The organism is Streptomyces apricus (genome assembly GCF_008369065.1).
GTDB classification, from domain to species: Bacteria; Actinomycetota; Actinomycetes; order Streptomycetales; family Streptomycetaceae; genus Streptomyces; species Streptomyces apricus.
Genome location: NZ_VDFC01000046.1, coordinates 525426 through 550850, shown reverse-complemented (window position 1 = coordinate 550850; position 25425 = coordinate 525426). Strand labels below are relative to the sequence as shown.

The 25425-nt window shown below is 73.2% G+C and carries 24 protein-coding genes and 2 pseudogenes; 17 read left to right on the top strand and 9 right to left on the bottom strand.

The genetic code is table 11. The annotated features are described in order from the left end of the window. Together FGF04_RS22555 and FGF04_RS22550 are read right to left on the bottom strand one after the other, a co-directional pair. The coding region (locus FGF04_RS22555; protein WP_268893783.1) for a DEAD/DEAH box helicase at positions 1-983 on the bottom strand (983 nt) is incomplete at its 3' end. Between the two features lie 4 nt (positions 984-987). Beyond that, complete coding sequence (locus tag FGF04_RS22550) at positions 988-2112, bottom strand: class I SAM-dependent methyltransferase (RefSeq protein WP_408055651.1); 1125 nt, start codon at positions 2110-2112, stop codon at positions 988-990. Positions 2113-2276: 164 nt separating this feature from the next. On the opposite strand from FGF04_RS22550, the gene rpsA reads away from it, so the two are divergent. From rpsA to FGF04_RS22520, 6 genes and pseudogenes are all read left to right on the top strand, one after another. Next, on the top strand, positions 2277-3788 hold the full coding sequence (gene rpsA / locus FGF04_RS22545) for a 30S ribosomal protein S1 (RefSeq protein ID WP_149513107.1): 1512 nt from the start codon (positions 2277-2279) through the stop codon (positions 3786-3788). A 156-nt stretch (positions 3789-3944) separates the two neighbouring features. Continuing rightward, positions 3945-4883 carry a PAC2 family protein gene (locus FGF04_RS22540; protein WP_149513106.1) on the top strand — a complete coding sequence of 313 codons (939 nt, stop codon included), beginning with the start codon at positions 3945-3947 and terminating at the stop codon, positions 4881-4883. A gap of 123 nt (positions 4884-5006) precedes the next feature. Beyond that, on the top strand, positions 5007-5615 hold the full coding sequence (gene coaE, locus FGF04_RS22535) for a dephospho-CoA kinase (protein WP_149513105.1): 609 nt from the start codon (positions 5007-5009) through the stop codon (positions 5613-5615). A gap of 49 nt (positions 5616-5664) precedes the next feature. After that, entirely contained in the window at positions 5665-6045 is a 381-nt protein-coding gene (locus tag FGF04_RS22530; RefSeq protein ID WP_149513104.1) for a tetratricopeptide repeat protein, read from the top strand. Positions 6046-6106: 61 nt separating this feature from the next. After that, positions 6107-6211: pseudogene (locus FGF04_RS22525) on the top strand (acyltransferase domain-containing protein); the annotation flags it as partial. A gap of 111 nt (positions 6212-6322) precedes the next feature. After that, the gene (locus FGF04_RS22520; RefSeq protein WP_149513103.1) at positions 6323-7015 is read left to right on the top strand and encodes a class I SAM-dependent methyltransferase; all 693 of its coding nucleotides are present in this window, start codon (positions 6323-6325) and stop codon (positions 7013-7015) included. Positions 7016-7040: 25 nt separating this feature from the next. Here FGF04_RS22520 and FGF04_RS22515 read toward each other — a convergent pair whose 3' ends face one another. After that, a complete protein-coding gene (locus FGF04_RS22515; RefSeq protein WP_149513102.1) occupies positions 7041-7499 on the bottom strand; it encodes an RNA-binding S4 domain-containing protein in 459 nt (152 codons plus the stop codon). A gap of 104 nt (positions 7500-7603) precedes the next feature. Between FGF04_RS22515 and FGF04_RS22510 the strand changes: the two genes are divergently transcribed. Then, entirely contained in the window at positions 7604-8329 is a 726-nt protein-coding gene (locus tag FGF04_RS22510) for a uracil-DNA glycosylase (protein ID WP_149513101.1), read from the top strand. Between the two features lie 136 nt (positions 8330-8465). Here the strand turns inward: FGF04_RS22510 and FGF04_RS22505 are convergent, their stop codons facing one another. Next, positions 8466-9191, bottom strand: coding sequence for a GntR family transcriptional regulator (locus tag FGF04_RS22505; protein ID WP_149513100.1), 726 nt, complete (start codon positions 9189-9191; stop codon positions 8466-8468). A gap of 146 nt (positions 9192-9337) precedes the next feature. Here FGF04_RS22505 and FGF04_RS22500 point away from each other — a divergent pair, with 146 nt between their 5' ends. The 5 genes and pseudogenes from FGF04_RS22500 to FGF04_RS22480 form a co-directional block, all read left to right on the top strand. After that, on the top strand, positions 9338-10843 hold the full coding sequence (locus FGF04_RS22500; protein WP_149513099.1) for an NCS1 family nucleobase:cation symporter-1: 1506 nt from the start codon (positions 9338-9340) through the stop codon (positions 10841-10843). Positions 10844-10845: 2 nt separating this feature from the next. Further along, on the top strand, positions 10846-11562 hold the full coding sequence (locus FGF04_RS22495; protein ID WP_149513098.1) for an aspartate/glutamate racemase family protein: 717 nt from the start codon (positions 10846-10848) through the stop codon (positions 11560-11562). 57 nt (positions 11563-11619) lie between these two features. After that, positions 11620-12606 carry a peptidoglycan recognition protein family protein gene (locus FGF04_RS22490; protein ID WP_235882438.1) on the top strand — a complete coding sequence of 329 codons (987 nt, stop codon included), beginning with the start codon at positions 11620-11622 and terminating at the stop codon, positions 12604-12606. 98 nt (positions 12607-12704) lie between these two features. Further along, entirely contained in the window at positions 12705-13436 is a 732-nt protein-coding gene (locus tag FGF04_RS22485) for a DUF7873 family protein (RefSeq protein ID WP_149513096.1), read from the top strand. 631 nt (positions 13437-14067) lie between these two features. Then, positions 14068-15990: pseudogene (locus FGF04_RS22480) on the top strand (FUSC family protein); the annotation flags it as partial. A 64-nt stretch (positions 15991-16054) separates the two neighbouring features. Here the strand turns inward: FGF04_RS22480 and FGF04_RS22475 are convergent. Continuing rightward, positions 16055-17005, bottom strand: coding sequence for an endonuclease/exonuclease/phosphatase family protein (locus tag FGF04_RS22475; RefSeq protein WP_149513095.1), 951 nt, complete (start codon positions 17003-17005; stop codon positions 16055-16057). A 150-nt stretch (positions 17006-17155) separates the two neighbouring features. Here FGF04_RS22475 and FGF04_RS22470 point away from each other — a divergent pair, with 150 nt between their 5' ends. From FGF04_RS22470 to FGF04_RS22460, 3 genes are all read left to right on the top strand, one after another. Further along, positions 17156-18562, top strand: a complete 1407-nt coding sequence (locus tag FGF04_RS22470) for an amidohydrolase (protein WP_149513094.1) — start codon at positions 17156-17158, stop codon at positions 18560-18562. Between the two features lie 94 nt (positions 18563-18656). Continuing rightward, complete coding sequence (locus tag FGF04_RS22465; protein WP_149513093.1) at positions 18657-19370, top strand: DUF899 domain-containing protein; 714 nt, start codon at positions 18657-18659, stop codon at positions 19368-19370. Positions 19371-19549: 179 nt separating this feature from the next. Beyond that, complete coding sequence (locus tag FGF04_RS22460; RefSeq protein WP_188114180.1) at positions 19550-19720, top strand: hypothetical protein; 171 nt, start codon at positions 19550-19552, stop codon at positions 19718-19720. A 19-nt stretch (positions 19721-19739) separates the two neighbouring features. On the opposite strand, the gene FGF04_RS22455 is transcribed toward FGF04_RS22460, so the two are convergent. The 3 genes from FGF04_RS22455 to FGF04_RS22445 form a co-directional block, all read right to left on the bottom strand. Next, a complete protein-coding gene (locus FGF04_RS22455; RefSeq protein ID WP_149513778.1) occupies positions 19740-21602 on the bottom strand; it encodes an ABC transporter ATP-binding protein in 1863 nt (620 codons plus the stop codon). A 543-nt stretch (positions 21603-22145) separates the two neighbouring features. Beyond that, on the bottom strand, positions 22146-22598 hold the full coding sequence (locus FGF04_RS22450; protein ID WP_149513092.1) for a hypothetical protein: 453 nt from the start codon (positions 22596-22598) through the stop codon (positions 22146-22148). Between the two features lie 132 nt (positions 22599-22730). Continuing rightward, a complete protein-coding gene (locus FGF04_RS22445) occupies positions 22731-23351 on the bottom strand; it encodes an ATP-binding protein (protein WP_149513091.1) in 621 nt (206 codons plus the stop codon). 178 nt (positions 23352-23529) lie between these two features. Here FGF04_RS22445 and FGF04_RS22440 point away from each other — a divergent pair, with 178 nt between their 5' ends. Together FGF04_RS22440 and FGF04_RS22435 are read left to right on the top strand one after the other, a co-directional pair. Then, positions 23530-24390: a helix-turn-helix domain-containing protein gene (locus FGF04_RS22440; RefSeq protein ID WP_149513090.1), complete on the top strand. Its 861-nt coding sequence runs from the start codon at positions 23530-23532 to the stop codon at positions 24388-24390. Continuing rightward, positions 24391-24654: a DUF397 domain-containing protein gene (locus tag FGF04_RS22435; RefSeq protein ID WP_149513089.1), complete on the top strand. Its 264-nt coding sequence runs from the start codon at positions 24391-24393 to the stop codon at positions 24652-24654. A 79-nt stretch (positions 24655-24733) separates the two neighbouring features. Here FGF04_RS22435 and FGF04_RS22430 read toward each other — a convergent pair. Then, positions 24734-25425 (bottom strand): fused DSP-PTPase phosphatase/NAD kinase-like protein (locus tag FGF04_RS22430; RefSeq protein WP_408055650.1); only part of this gene is annotated, 692 nt, incomplete at its 5' end.

Genomic DNA, 25425 nt, shown 5'->3' with positions numbered 1-25425 from the left:
TGCGAGGCCCGTACGGTCGCCAGCGCGCTCAGGCCCCGCGCGTGGTCCACCCGCGGCTCGCGCGCCAGTCCGCAGTCCACGACCACCCGCACCCCCGGGACCGTCAGCGACGACTCGGCCACCGCCGTCGCGAGGACCACCCGGCGCCGCGTACCGCCGGACAGCACCGCGTCCTGGACGGCCGCCGGGGCCCGGCCGTGCACCTGCAGCACCTCGACGTCGCCGAGGCCGCCGAGCTGCCCGGCGACCCGCGCGATCTCCCCGACCCCGGGCAGGAAGCACAGGACGTCCCCGTCGCGCTCGGCCAGTGCCCGCCGCACCACCGACGCCACATGGGTCAGCAGCGCCGGGTCCACCCGCATCCCGTGCGGCGGCCGCACCGGGCGCACGGGAGGCGCCCACACCACCTCCACCGGGTGGGAGACGCCCGCCGCCTCCACCACCGGCACGTCCCCGAGCAGCCGCGCCCAGCCCTGCGCGTCGGTCGTCGCCGACGCGGCCACCAGCCGCAGTTCGGGCCGCAGGGCGGCGCGCACGTCCAGCAGGAACGCCGCCGCCGTGTCCGCGTCCAGATGGCGCTCGTGGCACTCGTCGAGCACCACCGTGTCGACGCCGGCCAGCTCCTGGTCGCGCTGCAGCCGCTGCAGCAGCACGCCGGTCGTGACGACCTCCACGCGCGTGTGCGGACCGACGACCCGCTCGCCGCGCACGGTGTACCCGACGCTGTCGCCGGGCTTCTCGCCCAGCAGCCACGCCATCCGCCGCGCGGCCGCCCGCGCCGCGATCCGCCGCGGCTCGGCCACCACGACCCGGCGCGCCGGCCCCCCGCCGACCAGTCCGGCCAGCACCAGCGGCACCAGGGTCGTCTTGCCGGTGCCGGGCGGCGCGACGAGCACCGCGGCGCCGTGGCCCTCCAGGGCCTCGCCCAGGCCGGGCAGCGCGGCGCGCACGGGCAGCGCGTCCAGGGCGTCGTGCCGGATCACGCGGTCACCTGTCCGATCTCTCATCCCGTACGCACACGAAGATCGCCGTGCCCGGGATCAGGTTCCCGCGCAGGGGCGACCAGCCGCCCCACTCCTGGGTGTTCCAGGCGGGCCACTCCGGCTCGACCAGGTCCACCAGGCGGAAACCGCCGGCCACCACGTCCCGGACACGGTCGCCGACCGTCCGGTGGTGCTCCACGTACACCGCGTCGCCCTCCTCGTCCTGTTCGACGTACGGAGTGCGGTCGAAGTAGGAGGCGGCGACGCTCAGCCCCTCGGGCCCCGGCTCGTCGGGGAAGGCCCAGCGCACCGGGTGGGTGACGGAGAAGACGAACCGGCCGCCCGGCCGCAGCACCCGGTGCACCTCCCTGAGGACCCGCACGGGCTCGGCGACGAACGGCAGCGCCCCGTACGCGGAGCACGCCAGGTCGAAGGAGCCGTCCGCGAAGGGCAGCGCCGTGGCGTCCGCCTCCACGAGCCGCACGCCGTCGGCGCCGATCCGCAGGGCGTGCTGGAGCTGCCGGTGCGAGAGGTCGAGGGCGACCGGGCGGGCCCCCTGGGCGGCCAGCCAGCGCGAGCACTGGGCGGCCCCCGCGCCGATCTCCAGGACGTCCTTGCCCTTCAGCTCCTCCATCGGGCCGAGCAGCTCGGCCTCGATCTCGTCGAGGCCCTCGGGGCACCACACGAACCGGTCGTCGCCGAGGAAGGTGCCGTGCTCGACCTGGTAGTCGTCCGCGTTCCGGTCCCACCAGCCGCGGTTGGCGCGGGAGCTCTCGGGACCCCCCGCCTCCCGCCGGGTCGCCTCGGGCTCGGACTCTTCGGGCCCGGACCGCTCGGCCTCGGACTGCTCGGGCTCTTGGATGATCGGCTCCCTCGTATTAATCTGCGGACTCTTCCGTGCGAACCGTTCCGGCGGCGGGCACGTGAGGCGTGCCGCCGGGTCCGCGTGCCGTCGTGACCCCGTGGCGTTGCCCGATGTGCGGCTGCCGCCGTGTGGGTCCTGTGCCGGGTATGCGGCGATCCGCCCCGGGTGTGCGCCTTCGCGCATTGACCCTGTCCGGCTGCCCCCGTATGCTACAAGTTGCGCTGCGGGCCTGCGCTCCTCAGACGTAGCAGGCTGCGCTCGCATCTGTATGTATGTCCCCTCGGTTGTCGAGGCGCCACCGGCGGTGTTCCCAGGAACATCATCCGGATCTGGCGCTTCCTTGGCTGTCCGGCCTTCTACAGAGCGAAACGGGCTCCCGGCGTAAGCAGTACCTACGACTCACTGTCCGTACCGGAGCCCTTTCCCACATGACGAGCAGCACCGAGACCACCTCTACCACTCCGCAGGTAGCGGTCAACGACATCGGTAACGAGGAAGCCTTCCTCGCCGCGATCGACGAGACGATCAAGTACTTCAACGACGGCGACATCGTCGACGGCGTCATCGTGAAGGTCGACCGGGACGAGGTCCTGCTCGACATCGGTTACAAGACCGAAGGTGTCATCCCGAGCCGCGAGCTCTCGATCAAGCACGACGTCGACCCCAACGAGGTCGTCAAGGTCGGCGACGAGATCGAAGCCCTTGTTCTCCAGAAGGAGGACAAGGAAGGCCGCCTGATCCTCTCGAAGAAGCGCGCCCAGTACGAGCGCGCCTGGGGCACCATCGAGAAGATCAAGGAAGAGGACGGCATCGTCACCGGCACCGTCATCGAGGTCGTCAAGGGTGGTCTCATCCTCGACATCGGCCTCCGTGGCTTCCTGCCGGCCTCCCTCGTCGAGATGCGCCGTGTCCGCGACCTCCAGCCCTACGTGGGCAAGGAGCTCGAGGCCAAGATCATCGAGCTGGACAAGAACCGCAACAACGTGGTCCTGTCCCGCCGTGCCTGGCTGGAGCAGACCCAGTCCGAGGTCCGCCAGACGTTCCTCACCACCCTGCAGAAGGGTCAGGTCCGTTCCGGCGTCGTCTCCTCGATCGTCAACTTCGGTGCCTTCGTGGACCTGGGTGGCGTCGACGGTCTGGTGCACGTCTCGGAGCTCTCCTGGAAGCACATCGACCACCCGTCCGAGGTTGTCGAGGTCGGCCAGGAAGTCACCGTCGAGGTCCTCGACGTCGACATGGACCGCGAGCGTGTCTCCCTGTCGCTGAAGGCGACGCAGGAAGACCCGTGGCAGCAGTTCGCCCGCACGCACCAGATCGGCCAGGTCGTGCCCGGCAAGGTCACGAAGCTGGTTCCGTTCGGCGCGTTCGTCCGCGTGGACGAGGGCATCGAGGGTCTGGTCCACATCTCCGAGCTGGCCGAGCGCCACGTGGAGATCCCGGAGCAGGTCGTCCAGGTCAACGACGAGATCTTCGTCAAGGTCATCGACATCGACCTCGAGCGCCGTCGCATCAGCCTCTCGCTGAAGCAGGCCAACGAGTCCTTCGGCGCCGACCCGGCCTCGGTCGAGTTCGACCCGACGCTGTACGGCATGGCCGCGTCGTACGACGACCAGGGCAACTACATCTACCCCGAGGGCTTCGACCCCGAGACCAACGACTGGCTCGAGGGCTACGAGTCCCAGCGTGAGGTGTGGGAGAACCAGTACGCCGAGGCGCAGACGCGCTTCGAGCAGCACCAGGCCCAGGTCATCAAGTCCCGCGAGGCGGACGCCCAGGCCGAGGCCGAGGGTGTCGCCACCCCGGGTGCGGCTCCGGCCGCCTCCAGCGGTGGCGGTGGCGGCGGTTCGTACTCCTCGGAGTCGGACGACAACTCCGGCGCCCTGGCGTCGGACGAGGCCCTGGCTGCCCTGCGCGAGAAGCTCGCCGGCGGCCAGAGCTGAACAGCTCACCGCCAGCAGTGATCGGCTGGTAACCGCGGGCCCGCACCCTTCCTGGGTGCGGGCCCGCGGTGCGTTCCTTGGTGATCTTGCGGTGAGCGGGAATGACCGTGTCCCGGCCCGTGTTGTCGATGACGAACACGAGGAGGAGCGGTCACAGTGCTTGATCCGCAGGGTTTGTACGCATGGGAGCCGAAGGGCCTGGCCGTCGTGGACGTGGCGCTGGCCCAGGAGTCGGCCGGTCTTGTCATGCTCTACCACTTCGACGGGTACATCGACGCGGGCGAGACCGGCGACCAGATCGTCGACCGGCTGCTCGACTCGCTGCCCCACCAGGTCGTGGCCCGGTTCGACCACGACCGGCTCGTGGACTACCGCGCCCGCCGCCCGCTGCTGACGTTCAAGCGGGACCGCTGGGAGGACTACGAGGAGCCCACGCTGGACGTGCGGCTCGTCCAGGACGCCACCGGCGCGCCCTTCCTGCTGCTCTCCGGCCCCGAGCCGGACGTGGAGTGGGAGCGCTTCGCCGCGGCCGTCCAGCAGATCGTGGAACGCCTGGGCGTACGGCTGTCGGTGAACTTCCACGGCATCCCCATGGGCGTCCCGCACACCAGGCCCGTGGGCCTGACCCCGCACGGCAACCGGACGGACCTCGTCCCCGGCCACCGCAGCCCCTTCGACGAGGCGCAGGTCCCCGGCAGCGCCGAGGCGCTCGTCGAGTACCGCCTCATGCAGGCCGGACACGACGTCCTGGGTGTCGCCGCGCACGTACCGCACTACATCGCCCGGTCCCCGTACCCGGACGCCGCGCTGACGGTCATGGAGTCGATCACGGCCGCCACCGGTCTCGTCCTGCCCGGGATCGCGCACGGGCTGCGCACCGAGGCGCACCGCACGCAGACCGAGATCGACCGGCAGATCCAGGAGGGCGACGAGGAACTCGTCGCGCTCGTCCAGGGACTTGAGCACCAGTACGACGCCGCCGCGGGCGCCGAGACGCGGGGGAACATGCTCGCCGAGCCGGTCGACATCCCGTCGGCGGACGAGATCGGGATGGAGTTCGAGAAGTTCCTCGCCGAGCGGGAAGGGGATGCGTAGCTCGCTCTTTCGAGCTCGCTCCGCCTTGTCGCTTCGCGGGAAGGGCTGTTCGTCGGCTGCCGGTGCGTTGGGGCTGGGCGCGCAGTTCCCCGCGCCCCTTCGGGGCCCGGTTAGGCTGTGCGCATGCTGAAAGTGGGGCTGACCGGTGGGATCGGGGCCGGTAAGAGCGAGGTGTCGCGGCTGCTCGTGGAGCACGGGGCCGTGCTGATCGACGCCGACCGGATCGCGCGGGAGGTCGTCGCGCCGGGCACGCCCGGGCTGGCGGCGGTCGTCGACGCCTTCGGCGAGGACGTGCTCACCGCCGACGGCACCCTGGACCGGCCCAAGCTCGGCGGCATCGTCTTCACGGACGCGGACAAGCTGGCCGTGCTCAACTCGATCGTGCACCCCCTGGTGGGCGCCCGCTCCCGCGCGCTCGAAGAGGCCGCCCCGGCGGACTCCGTCGTGGTGCACGACGTCCCCCTGCTCACGGAGAACGGCCTCGCGAAGCTGTACGACCTCGTGATCGTGGTCGACGTCGGCCCGCACACCCAGCTCGACCGGCTCGTGCGGCTGCGCGGCATGACCGAGCAGGACGCCCGGGCCAGGATGGCCGCCCAGGCCACCCGCGAGGAGCGCCGGAAGATCGCGGACATCGTCATCGACAACGACGTCCCGCTGGAGGCGCTGCGGCAGCGGGTGCGGGACGTGTGGGCGCAGCTGGTGGCCCGGACGCGGACGATCTCGGAATAGCGGGCGTCCCCGATGCGTTGATTCCCTCCAGCAAGGGAAGGATTTCGCCGTGCCCGAGACCAACGGACATGCCGGACGTACTCCGGAGACGCATGTCATCGACTTCCGCGCCGCAGAGCAGCTGCTCGCCGCGCGGGACCCCCGGGGTGCGGTGAAGCTGCTCGACAACGTCATCGCCGCCTACCCGGAGAACACGGCGGCCCGGCTGCTGCGGGCGCGCGCCTTCTTCGCGGCGGCGCAGCTGCGCCCTGCCGAGCTTGAGTTCACCATCGTCCTGGAGCGCGAGCCGGACAACGCCTTCGCGCACTTCGCGCTGGCCCGCACCTACGAGCGCTCCGGGCAGCCCGTCCAGGCCAAGCGCCACTTCCGGCTGGCCGCGGCGCTGGACCCGCAGCCCGAGTACCTGGCCGCGGCGCGGTTCGACTCCTGAGCGCGCGCCCCGCGCGGAGCCGGCGCAGTCCCTCCGCGGTGCGGGTTCACCGACGGACGTGCCGGTCGCGGACCTGCCGCGGCGGACCGCGGTCGAACGGGCGGTGGGGGACCACCTGCGGGCGGGCGGCCACTGGTACGGCGGCCACGGGTGGTTCGCGCTGTAACGGCCAACGGCCAACGGCCAACGGCCGGAGGCTGATGGCTGACGGCGGCTGGGGGCTCCGTGCGGGAACGGGGCGGCGGGCGCGGGCCGTTGGGCCGGTATGACGATCGAGATGCGTGAGGGATACGAAGGCACGGGACCCGGCGCCATCACGCCGGACGGCTGCGCGGTGGAGCTGTACGCACGGCTGCCCGTCTACGACGAACCGGACATCATCGCCTCCGCCGTGCCGGCCGGGGCGCACATCCTCGAACTGGGCTGCGGGGTGGGCCGGGTGACCCACGCGCTCCTGGAGCGGGGCTTCACTGTGACGGCCGTGGACGAGTCCGCCGAGATGCTCGAACGGGTACGGGGCGCACGCACGGTCCGCGGCGCCATCGAGACGCTCGACCTGGGCGAGCGGTTCGACGTGGTGATGCTCGGGTCGTTCCTCGTGCACGCGGGCGACGCCGAGGTCCGGCGCGGCATGCTGGAGGTGTGCCGCAGCCACGTCGCCGACGGCGGCTGCGTGCTGATCCAGCGCGAGGGCGAGGACTACCACACCGACCTGCCGCGCGAACGGGTCGACCCGAGCGGGTTCACGGTGCGCATGCTGTCCGCCGAGCCGGTCGGGGACGGCGTCAACTCCGTCCGCGCGGAGTACGAGTTCCCGGACGCCGTGTGGACGCAGACCTTCCTCGCCCGGCCGCTCGGCAAGGAGCAGTTCGAGGAGGCGCTGGCGGAAGCCGGGCTCGTGGTCGACGCGTACCTGACGGAGGACCGGGTCTGGGTGCGGGCGGTGCCGGCAGTGCCGGCGGGGACGTGACGCCCTCGCCGGCCGCCCTCGCGGACTAGGGGACCTTCGGACCGCCGCTGCCGCTGCCGCCGTCGGGCGGGCCGAAGCCGCGCAGGCGCTCCAGCTCGCGCCGGTCACGCTTGGTGGGACGGCCCGCGCCGCGGTCGCGGATGCCCGCAGGGGCGACGGCCTCGCGGGGCGGGGGCGGCGGACTGTTGTCGACGTAGCACTCGGCGGCCGCCGGGGCGCCGACCCGCTTGCGGATCAGGCGCTTCACGACGACGACCCGTTCCCGTTCCCCCTGGCGCAGCCGCACCTCGTCACCGACACGGACGGTGTACGCGGGCTTGACCCGCTCGCCGTTCACCTTGACGTGGCCGCCGCGGCAGGCGGTGGCGCCCATGGAACGGGTCTTCACCAGGCGCACGGACCAGATCCAGCTGTCGACCCGCACGCTCTCACCGCTCGCGGGCGCGGCCGCCTTCGCCTCGTCCTTCTGCGTTCCTGAAGCCATGCTCCGACTCTAGTCCTCGGCCGACGCGGGGCCGGAGTCCTTTTCCGCGGTGAAGAGCCCGGTCCGCGACGGGCCCTTCCCCCGGCCGGGCATACGGTGAGGGCATGGAACAGGAGCGCAGCCTGGCGGAGCTGGACCGGCGGATCTGCGACTGCCGGGCCTGCCCGCGGCTGGTCGAGTGGCGGGAGGAGGTGGCCCGGACGAAGCGGGCCGCCTTCGCGGACTGGACGTACTGGGGCCGCCCGGTACCGGGCTTCGGGCCGCCGGACGCCTCCCTGCTGATCGTGGGACTCGCCCCCGCGGCGCACGGCGCGAACCGCACCGGCCGGATGTTCACGGGGGACCGCTCCGGGGACGTGCTGTACGCGGCGCTGCACGACGTGGGTCTCGCGTCCCGGCCGACGGCCGAGAGCGCCGACGACGGGCTGACCCTGTACGGCGTGCGCATCACCTCACCCGTGCACTGCGCGCCGCCCGCCAACAAGCCGACCCCCGAGGAACGCGACACCTGCCGGCCCTGGCTGGTGAGCGAGCTGCGCCTGCTCGCCCCCACCGTCCGCGCGGCCGTCGTGCTCGGCGGCTTCGGCTGGCAGGCCGCGCTGCCCGCGTTCGCCGAGGCGGGATGGCAGATGCCCCGGCCCCGGCCGGCCTTCGCGCACGGGGCGCGGGTCGTGCTGGCGGGTCCGGAGCGGCCCCTGGAGCTCTTCGGCTGCTTCCACGTGAGCCAGCGCAACACGTTCACCGGCCGGCTGACCCCACAGATGCTGCGCGGGGTACTGCGCACGGCGGCACGGGCGGCGGGCCTGCCCACCACTCCGGCGCCTGAGTAGGGGAGCTGGCCCACCGGGGCGCCCGGTGAGGGGCGCGGGGCTGTGTCGATATGCGGCTCCGCCGCGTGGGCGCGCCCAGCCACGAACGACCCGCACCCGAAAAAGCCGCTACCGCCCCCGACCGCCGTACGGGCCGTCACATTGCCCCCTCACGAGCGGCCCCGGCGTCGGCTCCGGTGCCGGTGCCGGCTCCGGTACCCGCCCCGGGTCCGGACCCCGTGTCGCCGAAGAGGTGGCGCACCGTCGAGCGGTGGTTGGCCTGGACGTGGGCCAGGGCGTGCGCCCGGGCCCGCTCGCGGTCGCCGGACGCGATGGCCGCGTACAGCTCCCGGTGCTCGGCGAGGAGCTGCGGCCACTCCTCGTTGCGGCGGGTCAGCCAGCGCAGCCGTCCGTCGACCGGCTCCATCACGGAGATCAGCAGGCCGTTCCCGGCCATCGCCAGGATGCGGTCGTGGAAGCGGGTGTTGACGTCGGTGATCGTCTCCGCGTCACCGGCGCCGGTCGCGTCCGCCGCACGGTCCAGGAGCTCCTCCAGCCCGGCCAGGTCGGCCCGGGTGGCGCGCTCGGCGGCCAGACCGGTGGCGTACACCTCCAGGGCCTCGCGCAGTTCGAAGAGCTCCGTGACGTCGGTGGGGGTCAGACGGCGGACGACCGTGCGGCGCGGGGTCTCGAAGTGGACGAAGCCCTCGGCGACCAGGGCCCGGATCGCCTCGCGCACCGGCACCCGGGAGACCCCGAACCGCTCGGCCACCTCGCGCTCGACCAGCCGGTCGCCGGGCAGCAGCCGTCCGGCGATGATCTCCTGCCGCAGCGAGCTGAGCACCCGCTCGCGCACCGCCCCCAGCGGCTCCACCGTCTTCATGCGTGCGTCCTCATCCGTCCATCCTCGCCGACCCGGTGACTGTTTTACCGAGCTGTAACCGCACGGACATGGCCGACTGCCGTCGACGGCGGGACCATGACCCAAGTTTGGTATACCAAATCAGCCCCCACGCTCATGGAGGCCCCGTGTCCCTGGCCGATCCCGCCGCAGCCACCGGTACGCCCGCGTTCGTCCCCGATCCCCGGCTCACCAACGAAGACCTCGCCCCCGCCGGCAAGCGCAACTGGAAGGTCTTCGACCTCTTCGCCCTGTGGATGTCCGACGTCCACAACCTCGGCAACTACACCTTCGCGGCCGGGCTGCTGGTGCTCGGCATGAACGTCTGGCAGATCTTCACGTCCCTGCTCGTCGGCTTCGTGCTCATCTACATCGGCATGAACTGGATGGGTCGGATCGGCCAGGCCCACGGCGTACCCTTCCCCGTCGTCAGCCGCATCAGCTTCGGCGTCTGGGGCGCCAACATCCCGGCCCTGATCAGGGCCGTCATCGCCATCATGTGGTACGGCATCCAGACCTACCTGGCCTCCGTCGCCGTCAACGTCATGCTGCTCGCGGCCTGGCCGGGCCTGGAGTCCTGGACGCACAGCTCGTTCCTCGGCCTCCACGCGCTCGGCTGGCTGTCCTTCGTCGCGCTGTGGCTGGTGCAGGCGCTGATCATCAGCCAGGGCATGGAGTCCGTACGGAAGTTCCAGGACTTCTGCGGTCCGGCGATCTGGCTCGTGATGATCGCCCTCGCCGTCTGGATCCTCGCGAAGGCGGGCTGGACGATCTCGCTCACCTCGACCCCGAACCCGGTCTCCGTGGGCGAGCAGTGGCGGCAGTGGTTCGGCGCGATCGGGCTGATCCTGGCCACGTACGGCACGCTGATGCTCAACTTCTGCGACTTCTCGCGCTTCGCGCCCAGCTACCGGACCGTCAAGCGCGGCAACTTCTGGGGCCTGCCGATCAACTCGACCGCCTTCGTGATCGTGTCGGTCGTCGTCACGGCCGGTTCCATCGAGGTGTTCGGCAAGGCCATCACCGACCCCGCGCACCTCGTCGCCGAGATCGGCAACAAGTGGGTGCTCATCCTGGGCGCACTGACCTTCGCCATCGCGACCATGGGCGTCAACATCGTCGCCAACTTCGTCTCGCCCGCCTACGACCTCGCCAACGTCTGGCCGCAGCGGATCACCTTCAAGGTCGGCGGAATGATCAGCACGGTCGCCGCCCTGGTCGTGACCCCGTGGAACCTCTTCTCCAACCCCACGGTCGTCAACTACTTCCTCGGCGGCCTCGGTGCCTTCCTCGGCCCGCTGTTCGGCGTGATCATGCTCGACTACTTCTGGGTCAAGCGCGGCCGCATCGACGTGGACCAGCTCTTCAGCGCGGAGCCGGGGTCCCGCTACTACTACCGCAAGGGCGTCAACCCCAGGGCCCTGTGGGCGTTCCTGCCCGCGGCGGCCGTCTCGGCGGTGCTCGCGCTGGTGAAGACCTTCAGCGACGTGGCCCCGTACTCCTGGTTCATCGGCACGGCGCTCGCCGCCGGTCTGTACGCGCTGCTGTGCCGCTCCGAGCGCGCCGCCGGCGCGGAGACGGCTCCGGCCCAGGCTCCGGCCTCCGCTCCGGTTCCCGCTCCTCGGGAGGGCTGAGCGTGCGGATCGTCGTCACCAACTGCAACACGACGCAGTCGATGACCGAGGAGATCGTACGAGGTGCCCGGGCCGCGGCAGGCCCGGGCACCACCGTGCTCGGACTCACCCCCGCCTGGGGGCCCGAGTCCGCCGAGGGCTGGCTGGACAGCTACCTCTCGGCGGCCGCCGTCCTCGACACCCTGCGGACGTACGAGGGCCCGTACGACGCCGTCGTCATGGCCGGTTTCGGGGAGCACGGGCGCGAGGGCGTACGGGAACTTGTGGACGTGCCCGTCGTCGACATCACCGAGGCGGCCGCCCACCTCGCGTGCCTGCTCGGGCGGCGGTACGGGGTCGTCACCACGCTGGAGCGCTCGGCCGGGCAGATCGAGGACAGCCTGGACACGGCGGGGGTCGGCCGCAACTGCGCCGCCGTCGTGGGCACGGGGCTCGGCGTGCTCGACCTCGGCGACCCGGAGCGCACGGAAGCGGCCTTCGTCGCCGCGGCCGGCCGGGCCCGGGACGCGGGCGCCGAGGTCCTGGTGCTCGGGTGCGCCGGGATGACGGGTCTGCAGCGGGCCGTGGGGGAGAAGCTCGGGCTGCCGGTCGTCGACGGGGTGGGCGCGGCGGTGAAGCTCGCCGAGTCGCTGGTGTCGCTGGGGCTCACCACGAGCCGCGCGGGCGGCTACGCGAAGCCGCTGCCGAAGCGGCGGGTGTGGGGACCGCCGTCGGAGTGATTCCGGGGAGACCCGGACCCGGGCCTGGTGGTACCCGTCCCGGACCAGGACCCGGCGGTGCCCGTCCCGGACCCGGGCACCACCTCCGAGGCGTTCCCCGAGACCCGCGCCCGGGCGGCCACGGGGGAGGGCCCCGTCGAGGCGGGCTTCCCCATCGGCTACGTGGGCGTCCGCTGGTCCGGCGCCCGCGCGGCCACCGGCGGCGGCATCCGGTTGACCGGCGCCGACGGCGTCCGGGGCCCCTGGCAGCCGCTCACCGGGACCGGCTGTCCGGACGGCGGCGACGGCGGCGCGCTGCTCTTCTCCGCGGACGGCGCCTCGGGCTACGAGCTGAGGGCCCCGGACGGCGCCGTGGACCTGCGGTCGCTGGCCGTCGACACCACGCGCGGCCCGCTGCGCGAGGTCGCCGTACCGCGGGACACCACGCGGGTGCGCGGCGTCGCGTACCTGACCCGGGCGGCCTGGGGCGCGGACGAGAAACTCCGCTTCAGGTCGGACGGCAAGGAGATCTCGCCGCAGACGTACCACCCGTTCCAGACCGTCACGGTCCACCACACCGCCACGAAGAACGGCGACGCGGACCCGGCCGCCACGGTGCGCGCGCTCTACCACGTGCACGCGGTCACCAACGACTGGGGCGACATCGGCTACCACTACCTCGTCGACGAGGGCGGGCGGATCTACGAGGGCCGTTACTCGGGTGAGGGCGCCACCCCGGCCCACGACGACGACGGCAAGCTCGTGACCGGGTTCCACGTGCTCAGCCACAACCCGGGCAACCTCGGCATCGCGCTCATCGGCAACCTGGTGAAGCAGGGCCCGACCGCCGCGGCCCGCACCGCCCTGACCGACCTGATCCGCTCCGTCGTCCGCATGCACGGGGTCGACCCGGAGGCCAAGGTCACGTACGTCAACCCGACCACCGGCAGGAAGAGGGAGGTCCACGAGATCAGCGGCCACCGCGACTACATGGCGACGGAGTGCCCGGGCGAGGTGATGTACGGGGAACTGGCGGCGCTGCGCAAGGCGGTGGCGAGCGGCTGACCCCGGCCGCCCGCCCTGCAGCGCGGCGGGCGGCGGCCGGATGCGGGCGTCGAATAATCCTTCGAGAGCGCGTGGTCGATCCTGCTAGCGTCACCGGCGTGGCGAAACTCAATCAGATCATTGCCGTCGAGAAGGGCGTCAAGTCCAAGTCCCACCAGGACCTGACGGCTGCCCACCACGGGCTGCAGAAGCCCGCGCTGCTGGCCGGCATCTCGCGTACCTACCAGCCCAAGGACGAGGAGGGCGAGCAGCTGCCGCCCGAGTCGACCCGGGTGCAGGTGCAGGCCGAGAACGTGCTGCGGGAGACCGCGGCCACGCTGACCCGCCTGTTCGACGTGACCGCCACCAAGGACTGGGCCAACTGCACGGCCCGCGCGGACGTCGAGGTCGACGGGCGGGTGCTCGTCGCCGACGTCCCGGTGTCCTACCTCCTCTTCCTGGAGAAGCAGCTCACCGACCTCAACACCTTCGTGCGCAAGCTCCCCGTGCTCGACGCCTCCGAGTCGTGGGTCCAGGACCCGTCGACCGACGCGTGGAAGACCGAGCCGGTACGGACGCTGCGCACGAAGAAGGTGCCGCGCAACCACGTCAAGGCCGAGGCCACCGACAAGCACCCGGCCCAGGTCGAGGTGTACTACGAGGACATCCCGGTCGGGTACTGGACGACCGTGAAGTTCTCCGGTGCCCTGCCCGCGCGGCGCGTCAACGAGCTGCTCGACCGGGTCGAGAAGCTGCAGCAGGCCGTCAAGTTCGCCCGGGAGGAGGCGAACGGCGCGGACGTCACCGACCGGCGTGTCGGGGACGCCGTGTTCGGCTACCTGTTCGGGTAGCCTCATCATCTCCCCGGCCGCCACTCATGACGGCCGGGGTGCGCGAGGAGCGCAAGCTGAACCTGAAGCTTGTCGTGACTGCGCGGTTCCGGTGGAGGTTCGAATCCTCCCCGCGGCACTGACCGGCACCGGCCGTACGGCAGAGACGTACGAGGTGCCTCCGCGCCGCGGTGGCCCAATCGGCAGAGGCAGACCGCGCTCAATCTCAGACTATTGCTCCAGACTCAGCATTCGCCGCCGATCGCCGGATCGACCGGACCCAGGCTCCGGGCGTCGAAATGCCGGTTCAAGTCCGGCCCGCACAGCTCGGTGTGCGGTGGTCCAAAGGCAGGACGCGGCGACATGAAACTGACCTGGGTCCTCAAGCGTGTCGGCGTGCCCCATGGGCGGCATCACAGGGCTCGGGGGCCGGCTACGCCCCCGGGCCCGCTCCTGTTGCGCAGATGAAGGACCCGGCTCGCGCAGGGTCCCTGCCGCCTGCGCCGGAATCGTCACGTCGTGGAAACGTCCCCGTCCGGTTCTCCCACGGACGACGATCTACCGTAGAAGCCGTAGACACCACCGCCCGGCCGACGTCGCCCGAAGGCATGCCCCCCCGCAGCCGCCCTCGTCCGACAGGAGCCCCGTGCCCGTGCCGCGAACGTCGCCCGCGTTCCCCCTCCTCCTTCCGCCCTGGCTCACGCACGCGCTGCGCGCGCAGCGGGGGCCCGTGCCGTGGAACGCCGTCGTGCGCGGGGCGCTCGCCGGCGGGCCCCTGCTGGCCGTCGCCGTGCTCGCGGGGCGCGAGTCCCTCGGCGTCGTGGCCGCCCTCGGCGCCCTGTTCGCCGGGATCAACGACCGGCCGGGGAGCCGGCGGGCCGCCGTGCCCCGGATCGGCGTACCCGCGCTCGCCGGGGCCGCGGGGCTCGCCGCCGGGACGTACGCCGGGGAGGGGCTCGGGGCCGTCGCGCTCACCCTGCTGCTCACCGCGCTCGGGTTCGTCGCCGGGGCCGTCAGCGCGGTGGGGCCCGTGGCGTCCGGCGCCGGGACCCAGCTCCTCGTCGCCGCGGCCGTCGGGGCCGGGATGCCGCTGCCCGACCCCGGCTGGCAGCGGGCCCTGTTCCTCCTCGCCGGGGCCGGCTGGCTGCTCGTGCTGCGGCTCGTGCTGCCCACCCCCGGCGCCCTGACCGCCGACTTCCGCTTCGACGGCGAGCGGGCGGCGGTCGCCGGCGTGTACGACGCGATCGCCGCCCTGCTCTCCGCCGTGGGCGGTCCGGACGCCGAGGGTCGGCGGGCCGCGCTGACCGCCGCGCTCGACCAGGCCCAGGACGCGCTCGCGGGGCCCCGGCTGCGGCGGTACGCCAGTTCCGCCGCCGAGCGGCGGCTGCGCGCGCAGTACGCCGCCGCGCTCCCGCTCGCCGAGGCCGCCACCGCGCTCGCCTGGGCCGGGGACGCCCTGCCCGCCCGTACGGCGCAGGGGCCGCGCCGGCTCGCCGCCGCCGTACGGACCGGCGGCCCCTGCGGGCCGCTGCCCGCACCCGCCCGGACCGTACCCGGACTGCGCGCCCTCGACGACGCGCTGCTGCACGCCGCCGACACCTTCGACCGCGGCGGACGACCGCCCGCGCGCGGCGCCGGGCGGACCGCGCGCGAGGGCCCGCACCGGCGGCCCCCGCGCGGCCGGGCGCTCCTGCGCACCGTGACCGGCCCCGGCGGGCGCGAGTACGGCTTCCGCGTCGCCCTCTGCTACGGCGCCGGCGCCGCCGTCGCGCAGGCACTGCACCACGCCCATTGGTACTGGCTGCCCGCGACCGCCGTGTTCCTCGTGAAGCCCGACCTCGGCCCGCTCGTCTCGCGCGTCCTGAACCGGGCGGCCGGCACGGTCCTCGGCGCCCTCCTCTTCGCGGGGTTCGCGGCCGTGCTGCCCCGGCCCGAGGGGCTGGTCGCGCTGGTGGCGGTCAGCGGCGCCCTCCTCCCCGTCGCCACCCGGCACTTCGCCGCGCAGACGGCCGTCGTCACCGTCCTCGTGCTCGCCCTCGTCATGGTCGGCGGCGAGCCGCAGGCGTCCTGGGGACGCATCGGCGAGACGCTGCTGGCCTGCGCGATCGTGCTGGTCGCCGGGCACCTGCCGGCGCCGGGGCAGCGGGGCGGGACCGTACGGGCCCGGCTGTCCGCCGCGCACGACGCGGCGCACGCCTACCTCGCGCACGTCCTCAACGGCACCGGAGATCAAACAGCCGGAGATCAGGCCGCCGCCGACCGGACCGCCGCCGACCGGACCACCGGCGACCGGGCTGCCGGCGATCGGACCGCCGCCGATCGGACCGCCGGCGACCGGGCCGTCCGCTGGGTGCTGCGCCGCGAGGCCTACCGGGCGCTGGCCGAGGCCCGCGCCGCGATCGACCGCTCCGCCGCCGAGCTGCCAGCCCTCGCCCGGCACACCGAGGGCACCGGCGAGGTCGCGGCCACCCTGGAGCGCCTCGTGGACACCACCACCGCCTGCGCCGTGCATCTGGACGACACGGGCCGGCTCACGGCGCGGCACACCGAGCTGCTCGCCACGCTCCTCGACGAACTCGTGGACCGCGAACTCGTGGACCGCGAACTCGTGGACCGCCCCGAGGGCGCCGCGGGGCCCCTCAGGGTTCCACCCGCACCCACACCGGTGCGTGGTCCGAGCCCGTGGCGTCCCGTCGGTCGGCCGGACGTTCGTCGACCGACGGCAGCCGGGTCTCCTGGAACGGCGTCCCCGTCCCGGCCCCGGTCACCCGGCTCAGGAGCAGCCGGCTGACCAGGATGTGGTCGATCAGTTCGGGGCGCCCGGAGTGGATGCGGGAGTGACGCTGCTTCTCCGGGATGAGGGAGGCGATGTTCCACAGCCGCGCGCCGTCGCCCCGGTCGGGCCGTTCGAAGCCGGGCGTGCCGATCTCGGAGCCCGGCGGCCCCTGCAGGATCTGGGTGGTGGCGGCGGTGATCTCGTCGTTCAGGTCGCCCAGCACGGCCACGTGCCGCTCCCCGCCCCGGCCGTCGAGCAGGCCGTCGGCGACGGCCCGCAGCGCCGTGGCCTCGGCGGTCCGCCGGTACAGGGCGTACGCGCCGTAGCGGGCCCGCTCGCCCTCGTCGCGCGGCTGGAACCGGCCGCCCGGGTACGTCAGCAGCTTCGACTTCAGATGGCAGACCGCCGCGGACAGGGCCATGCCTTCGGCCGTCACCTCCACGGCCAGGAAGCCGCGGCCGGCCCGGTGCACCGGCTCGCCGTCGTCGTCCCCCTGCACGGGGCGCAGCGGCGCGGGGAACCCGTCGGTGTCGGAGACGGTCCGCGGCGCCGGCCGGCTGAGGAAGCCGACCCTGATGCCGCGGTCGTCCGGATGCCGGGAAAGCGCCAGGTGCCAGTCGCCGTCCAGCATCCCGGCCAGGTCCTCCAGCGCGGCCGGGTCGCCGACCTCCTGGACACCGAGCAGGACGGGGTCCAGCTCGCGGACGACGCGCGCCAGGGTGGTGAGCTTCGCCCGGTACGCGGCCTCGGTGCGCGGGCCGAACGCCCCGCCGGGCCGGTACAGGTTCTCCAGGTTCCAGGTGCCGAGGAGCATGCCGGGCTCCTTCCCGGGCGCGCCCGCCACCGGGCGCCGCCCGCCGGACGGTGGGGCCAGCGTGCGCGCGAAACCGCCGGGGCGACAGGGCGCGGACAGGATGCACGGTTCAGGTCACCCGGCGGCACGACCCCGCCGTACCGTGGCGTGATGACCCCGCCCGAGTCCGCGCCCCCGCCCGAGCCTGCATCCGACGCGGGGACCGCCGCCGATCTCGTCATCACCCACTGCACCGCCCTCGTGCACGACGCGAGCGCCGGGCACGGCGCGCACGAGGGGATCGCCTTCGTCGAGGACGCGACCGTCGTCGTACGGGACGGCCGCATCGAGGCGGTCACCACGGAGCGGGTCGAGGTGTCCGCCGCCGAGCACATCGACGCCCGCGGCCAGGTCGCGATGCCCGGGCTGATCAACTGCCACACCCACAGCCCGATGGTCACCCTGCGCGGCATCGCGGAGGACCTCCCCGTCGAGGAGTGGTTCAACGAGTTCGTCTGGCCCATCGAGTCGAACCTGCGGGAGCGGGACGTGGAGCTGGGGGCGCGGCTGGCCTGCGCCGAGATGATCCGCGGAGGGGTCACCTGCTTCGCGGACCACTACTTCTCGATGGACACGGTCGCCGCCGTGACGGCCGAGAGCGGGCTGCGCGCCAACCTCGGGCAGGCCTTCTTCTCCTCGCAGGGCGCCGACGGCCTCGAACGATCCCTCGACTTCGCCCTGCGCCACCGCGGCACCGCCGGGGGCCGCATCACCACCTCGCTCGCCCCGCACGCGCCGTACACCGTGGACGACGCCGACCTCGCCGCGACCGCCCGGCTCGCCCGGGAGCACGGCCTGCCCGTGCACCTGCACGCCGCCGAGAACCGCGACCAGACCGAGGCGAGCCTCGCCCGCCACGGACGGACCCCGATCGAGGTGCTGGCCGCGACCGGCCTGCTGGACACCGATCTGCTCATCGCGCACGGCACCGGCATCACCGAACGCGACCTGCCCCTCCTGGCCCGCGCGGGCGGCCGGATCGCGGTGGCGAGCGCGCCGCGCGGCTACCTCAGGTTCGCCTGGCCCACGACCACCCCGGTACGGGCCCTGCGTGACCTCGGCATCCCGGTGGGGCTGGCCACGGACGGGGCCGCCTCGAACAACAGCCTGGACGTGTGGGAGGCCATGGCGCTCACCGGGCTGGCGCAGAAGTCCGCCGAGGGCGACCCGCGGTGGCTGACCTCGCGCCAGGCCCTGCACCACGCGACCCTGCAGAGCGCCCGGGCGGTCGGTCTCGGCGAGCGGATCGGCAGCCTCGCGCCGGGGCGCAGGGCCGACATCGTCCTGGTCGACCTGACGGGCCCGCACACCCAGCCCGTGCACGACCTCGCGGCCACCCTCGTGCACAGCGCCCGCTCCTCCGACGTCCGCACGACGATCGTCGACGGACGGGTCCTCATGCGCGACCGCGAGCTGCTCACCCTCGACGTCCCCTCGGTCGTACGGGAAATGAACGAGCGCATGCCCGTACTCACCGAGCGTGGTCACGGAGGGCGCATCCAGGAGTACGACACCTGAGACGGGCCGGCGGGCACCGGTTCCCGTCCCGCCGATGAGTTCCGCTCCTCGTGACGGTCCACCCCCGTGAAGGCACCGCACCGAAGGAGTACCCATGACGCTTCCGCGGATCGTGTCACGCGAGGAATGGCGTGCCGCGCGCGAGGAACTGCTGGTCGCAGAGAAGGCCGCCACCCGGGCCCGGGACGCGCTCAACGCCGACCGGCGGCGGCTGCCCATGGTCGAGATCGACAAGGAGTACGTCTTCGAGGGGGGAGACGGCAAGGCGACGCTGCCGGACCTCTTCGCGGGGCGGCGCCAGCTCGTCGTGTACCACTTCATGTTCGCGCCCGAGTGGGACGCGGGCTGCCGCAGCTGCTCGGCGTTCGTCGACCAGATCGGGCACCTCGCACACCTGCGCGCACGGGGCACCGAGCTGGTCCTGGTCTCCCGGGCGCCGTACACGCGGCTGCTGCCCTTCAAGGCGCGGATGGGCTGGGTGCTGCCCTGGTACTCGTCGTGCGGCAACGACTTCGACCGCGACTTCCGGGTGGCGCCCGACCGGGCCGACGGCGCGGACGGGGGCGGGGAGGGCGGACCGGACGGGCGGCCCGGGGTGAGCTGCTTCCTGCGGGACCGGGACCGCGTCTTCCACACGTACTCGACGTACGGGCGCGGCCTCGACGGGCTGGGGTCCACCACGAGTTTCCTGGACCTCACGGCCCTCGGCCGGCAGGAGGAGTGGGAGCGGCCCGAGGGGCGCGCGTCGGCGCTGGGGGCGCCCGCGGGGAGCGAGCGCGTCCGCTACCACGACGAATACGAGGACTAGGGCCCGGCGCCGGCTGTGACGGCTGCGCGAGAACGCGAAAAGCCGTACAAATGTTCCACCATTCGTAGTGACCCTGTGTCGACTACGTCTCAGTGACGTCACTTTGCGAGACGTGTACCCCATGATGAGCGTTTAACTCTTCAAGGGCTCTCAAAGGGGAGCGCACATGGAGGTGCTGGATGGTGAACGGTCGAACGGTGCTGGAGCGCTTTCCGGCCGGCGGGCCGCGTGGTTCCTGGCCCGCCGAGGAGTTCGCGCAGGCGCGCCGCCTCGAAGGGCAGCACGTGGACGTCGTGATGGACCTGTCGACGGACACCTTCCTGGTCGTCGTGCGCGAACTCGTCGAGTGACCGCAGTCACCCCGGGGCCTCAGCCGGTCTCCGGGGCCGGTACGGGCGCCGCGAACTGACCCGCCTGCAGTCCGTACAGCTCGGCGTAGACGCCGCCCTTGGACAGGAGCTCCTCCGGGGTGCCCGATTCCACGAGACGGCCCTGGTCGAGCACGTGCACCAGATCCGCGTGGCGCACCGAGGCCAGCCGGTGCGTGATGAGGATGACCGTCTGACCGGTACCCGACAGGGCCCGGATCTTCTCGAAGACCTCCAGCTCGGCGCGGGCGTCGAGGGCGGCCGTCGGCTCGTCCACGACCAGGATCGTGCCCCGCCGGTACGCGGCCCGCGCGATGCCCAGCCGCTGCCKCTGGCCCCCCGACAGCTCGTGCCCGCCGCTGAACATCCGGGCCAGCAGCGTGTCGAGCCCCCGCGGCAGGTCCGCCACGACGTCCTCGGCACCGGCCTGGCCGAGGGACTCGTTCAGCCGCTCGTCGGTGAGGGGCGCCGAGGCCCGGCCGATCGCGACGTTCACGCGGGCCGTGAAGGGCCACCGCTTGAAGTCCTGCGCCACCATCGCGATCCGCTCGGCGAGCCGGTGGCGGTCGGCGGTCGCCGCGTCCACGCCGTCCCACAGGATCCGGCCGCGCTGCGGGGCGTACAGGCCGGACAGCAGTTTGACCAGGGTGGTCTTCCCGGAGCCGTTCTCCCCGACGAGGGCCACGATCTTGCCGAGCGGCACGCTGAGCGTCAGGTCGGACAGCGCGGGCCGGGCGTCGCTGCCCGGGTAGGTGAACGTGACGTCCTCGAAGCGGATCTCGCGCGGCTCCTCGGGCAGCGCGGCGCCGCCGACGGGGATGGCGCGCTCGGCCGCCTCCACGTACAGCCGCTGCAGGTCCCCGACGAACAGGGCCTCCTCGTGGAGGGTGTTCACCTCCAGGACGAGCCGGTTGAGGTTCGCGGACCCCGTACGGATCGCGATGACGGCCGTACCGGCCACGGACAGCGCCATCGCGCCGGCCAGCAGCAGCCCGCCGAGCGTCGCGTACGTCGCCACGGTGGCCAGGCCCGTCCAGACGGCCGCGATCAGGCCGGTCCGCGCCTCCAGGCGCGCCAGCCGGGTCTGTTCGGCCTCGGCGGCCTCCGACATCGCGCGGAAGTGCCGCAGCAGGAACGGCCCGATGCCGTGCACGCGGATCTCCGGGGCGGCGCCCGGCTCGGTGAGCAGGCTGCTGATCAGCCGGCTGGCCCGGACGTGCTGGACCCAGACGTGGTAGGACGCGTACCGGCGGCGCGCGATGCTCAGCGCGCTCCACGCGCTCGGCAGCGTCATCGTCACCAGCAGGGGCAGCAGCGCCGGGTGCAGCACGGTGAGGACGCCGGCCGCCGCGATCAGGGAGATCCCCGCGTTCACCACGCTGGTGGCGATCGGGATCATCCGCCGCGCGGACGAGGCGCCCCACTGCGCGGTGTCCAGCAGCTTGTGGAAGGCCTCGTCCTCGATGGCCGACAGTTCGACCGCCGCGGCCCGCTCCAGGTACAGCTCCGTCGCGACGCGCTCCACCTTCGGTTCGAGGCGGCCGGTGGCGTAGGTGCTGGCGGCCCGCAGCAGGGCGGCGACCAGCATCACGGCGGCGACCGTGGCGAGCGCGGGCACCGCCTCCCGCAGCCGGTCCGCGACCTCGCCGCCGCCCATCAGGCGGCCCAGCACGCTGTTGACGGCCAGCAGGCTGACCGCCTGCGCCAGGCCGCGGCCCACCTCCGCGGCCAGTACGGTCCGTGCGGCCCGCCGGTCCGCCCGCCAGGCCAGCCGGAAGCTGGACGCGAGGAGCGTGGGCAGCCGCGTCACCATGGCGCGCAGGTTCAGCTCCATGAACGCGTCGGCGTGCTGCGACCAGCCCATGTCGTACCGCAGCGGCCCCCCGAACAGCAGCCGCTCGGACTCGGACGGCTCGGGTCCACCGGCCCCCGACCGCTCCTCGGCGGGCGGGGGGTCCGGAGGCTGCTCCGGGTGGGGCTCGGTCCTCGGGCCGGTTTCGGTTCCGGTGGCGGGCTGCGGCCCGGCCGCGGGCGCGTCCTGCGCCGGCCCGGCCCTCCCGGGCGACTCCGTCGACTCAGCAGACCCCACCGATGACCTCCCCGATCGTGGCCGTGCGGCCACTATCGCGGTGCCGGGCGCCGACCGGCAGGGCGCGCGCCCGCTCCGGTACGGCGTAACCGGGGCACGCCCGGGCGCTCGGGGGGCCGCGGGGCGGAAACCGGCCGGGTCCGGGGGCCGTGTGCGCGGACGTCCGCGGAGTCCGCCGGCCGGGCCACGGGCCCGGGGTCCGGAGTCGGGGTCCGGAGCCGGGGTCCGGAGTCGGGTCCGGCGTACCGACGGGACGCCGTGGCGAAGGCGCGGGGCGAGCGTCCGGCCTCGGACAGGTCCCGGACGGGCCCGTACGGGTCAGGCGCTTATCGGCCGGGACCAGGCGGGCTGTGTCCCGGTCACCCGGCAGAGCGCCAGGTAGAGGGGGATCGGCGGGGTGTACGGGAGCGTGCCCTCCGGCGTGTGGATCAGGTCGGGCGGGCCGGGCGCCGCGGGCACGAGCGCCCCCGTGGCGTAGTGCGCCGGAGCGGGCCATTCGAGCGCGACGTCGGAGTCGGAGGGCACGAGCCACCACCAGTGCGTGCTGTCGGCGTAGACGCAGCCGACGCGCGGCAGCCGGGGCATCAGCAGCGGACCGAGTCGCGCCGGCATCGCCACCGCGTCGCAGCCCAGCGGCGCCCGCATGCCCTCCGGCACGGCCAGCCGCCGCGACGCACCGGGGCCGGACCCCGTCCGGCCGCGCTCGATGCGGACCAGCGTGTCCAGGCTCAGCACCCGTGGCGCACCGGCCGAACCAGCCCTCACAGCCATGCAGTCCCCGTCCGTAAGCACAGTTTCCCGGTCTCGGGATTCTTCGGTCGTTCCTTCGGTCGTTCGCGGGATCTCCCGATCACGAGACGTCCGCACCGTCCGGTGGTCGGCCGGCGGGCACGACGCCGCGGATCAGAACCACTCGGCCCCGGCCGGGGAGGCGTCCACCCCGGTCGGTGTCCCGGTGGCCGAACCGGTCGGCGAGGAGCCGGCAGGGGCCGGCCGGCTCCTCGCGCCCCAGCCCAGGTCCGACCGCGGTTCGGCGCCGTTGTTCGCCGAACGCGGCAGGTCCGCCCAGACGAGAAGTCCGGGACCGGTTTCCTGGGCGCCCCAGGCAGTGCACATCGCCGCGACGAGAAGCAGTCCCCTCCCATGCTCCTCGTCAGGACGCTGTGGCGACGGGTGGGGCTCACCCGGCGCACATCCCTCGTCACGGACGGCTATCCGCACCAGGTCACCGCCGTCGTGCAGCTCGCACACCACATGGCGGCTCGCCGTGTGCACGATGGCGTTGGTGACCAGCTCGGAGACGACGAGCTCCGCCGTGTCGCAGGTGTCCTCGCAGACCGCCCAACCCGACAATCGGGCGCGCGTCAGGTGCCGGGCCTGTGCTGCTGAGCCCGGATGTGCTGCCAGCTCGAAGCGGAACCGGCGCTCGGCGGCCGTGTCGGGGCTTACCCCGGCAGCGGCACCAAGACGGCGGTCCTCGGCGGCGTCTGTTCCTAACGGCGCGGACGGAATCACGCTTGCCACTATCTCCTCGTCGTGAACACTTGGCAAGTGTCACTCTGAAAATTGCAGAGTGCAGTGTTCTGAGCGGTATGGCCATGGCACACTGCAGACAACAGCACGCGGCGCGGCGCCAGTTGGGTACCCGGCAGGGACCCGAACGGGCGCCGCCCCGGCTGTCTGGACACAAGTGGAGGTGGACGTGAGCGAGCCGCGGTCCGCGCCGACGGTCGGGCAGGTCGTCCTCGGGCGCCGCCTGCTTGACCTGCGGGAACGCGCGGGGCTCAAGCGTGAGGAGGCGGCACGCGTCCTGCGTGTCACCGCCGCCACCGTCCGCCGCATGGAAATGGCGGAGGTCTCCCTCAAGATCCCGTACCTCCAGCTCCTGCTGAAGTCGTACGGGGTCTCCGACGAGGAGGCCGAGGCGTTCGTCGCGCTCGCCGAGGACGCGAACCAGCCGGGCTGGTGGCAGCGGTTCCACGACATCCTGCCGGGCTGGTTCTCCATGTACGTCAGCCTGGAGGGGGCGGCCTCCCTGATCCGCTGCTACGAACCCCATTTCGTGCCGGGAGTGCTCCAGACCGAGGAGTACGCGCGCGGTGTCATGCGGTCCGGCGCCGTCGGCCAGACCAGACCCGAGGACATCGAGCGCCATGTGGCCCTGCGCATGCAACGCCAGGAACTGCTGACACGTGACGGTGCGCCCCGGTTCTGGGCCGTGATGGACGAGACCGCCCTGCGCCGGCCTGTCGGCGGGCCGGAGGTCATGCGCGGTCAGGTCGACCGACTGCTGGAAGCCACGGAACTGCCCAACGTGACACTGCAGATAGCCCCTTTCTCGTCGGGGCCGCACGCGGGCACGTACGGGCCCTTCGTGCTGTTCCGCTTTGCCATGCCCGAACTGCCGGACATGGTCTACAGCGAGTACCTGACCGGCGCCGTCTACCTGGACGGGCGCAACGAGGTGGCGACCCACCTCGAGGTCATGGACCGCATGGCGGCGCAGGCCGCCACGGCACATCGCACGAAGGAGATCCTGGTGGATCTCCGCAAGGAGCTGTGAATGGATCGCATCAAGTCCCGGATACGCGTCGCGCGGATCTACAACGGCATGCCCGCCAGGGATCTGGGCAGCGAGGGCTGGCACAAGCCGTGGAGCGGGGGCAACGGCGGCAACTGCCTGGAGGCGATGAAGCTCGCCGACGGCCGGATCGCGGTCCGTCAGTCGGCCGACCCGGACGGTCCCGCGCTCATCTACACCCCGGGCGAGATGACCGCGTTCATCCAGGGCGCCAAGGCGGGGGAGGCGGACTTCCTGCTCTCCTGAGCCTGCGGGCGGGTGCTGATGGCGGGCCGGTGAAGAACCGATTCTGCTGAGGTAACCGCCGTGCCGGCCAGGGGATTTCTCAGAGGCGGGACCACAGGCGGCGCGGGGCGTCGACGAGCCGGCTGAGCGCCACCACCGGCAGGGGAGGCCGCTCGGCCCGGTCCGGACCGAGGCTCAGCGCGTAGTAGATCTGCTCCACGGACGGCGGTCCGACCGCGAGGTTGCGGCGGACCGCGCCCGACGGGGATGCCTGGCCGGTGTGCKCGAGGTACGCCGCCGCCATCGTCCCCGTACGGCCCACACCCGCCCCGCAGTGCACGAACACCGGCCCCGGGGCCGCACCCACGACGCCCAGGAAGCGGCGTACCTGGTGCGGCGCCGGGGTCTGTCCGTCCCGCACGGGCAGCCGTACGACGTCCAGGCCCGCCCGGCCCGGTTCCGCGAGCCGGGCGGCGGACAGGTCCTCGGCGCGCAGGTCGACCACGGTGGTGAAGCCGCGCCGCGCCAGTTCCCGGTAACCGGCCGGGGAGGGGGCGGCGCCCCGCCACAACTCCCCTGCCTCGTCCACGGGCTGGAAGTGACGGATGCCCTGGAGCGGTTGGGTCCCCGCCGGCGGCGGAGTCTGCGTGCGCGCCCAGTACGACAGCCCGAGGATGCCCAGCGCGCCGGTGCCCCAGAGGGCGAGGTAGCAGAGACCGAGGACGGCGAGGGCGCGCGGGAGCGTGCGGAGCAGGACGTGGGGCAGGGGGGCGCGCGGCAGGAGGGCGCGGG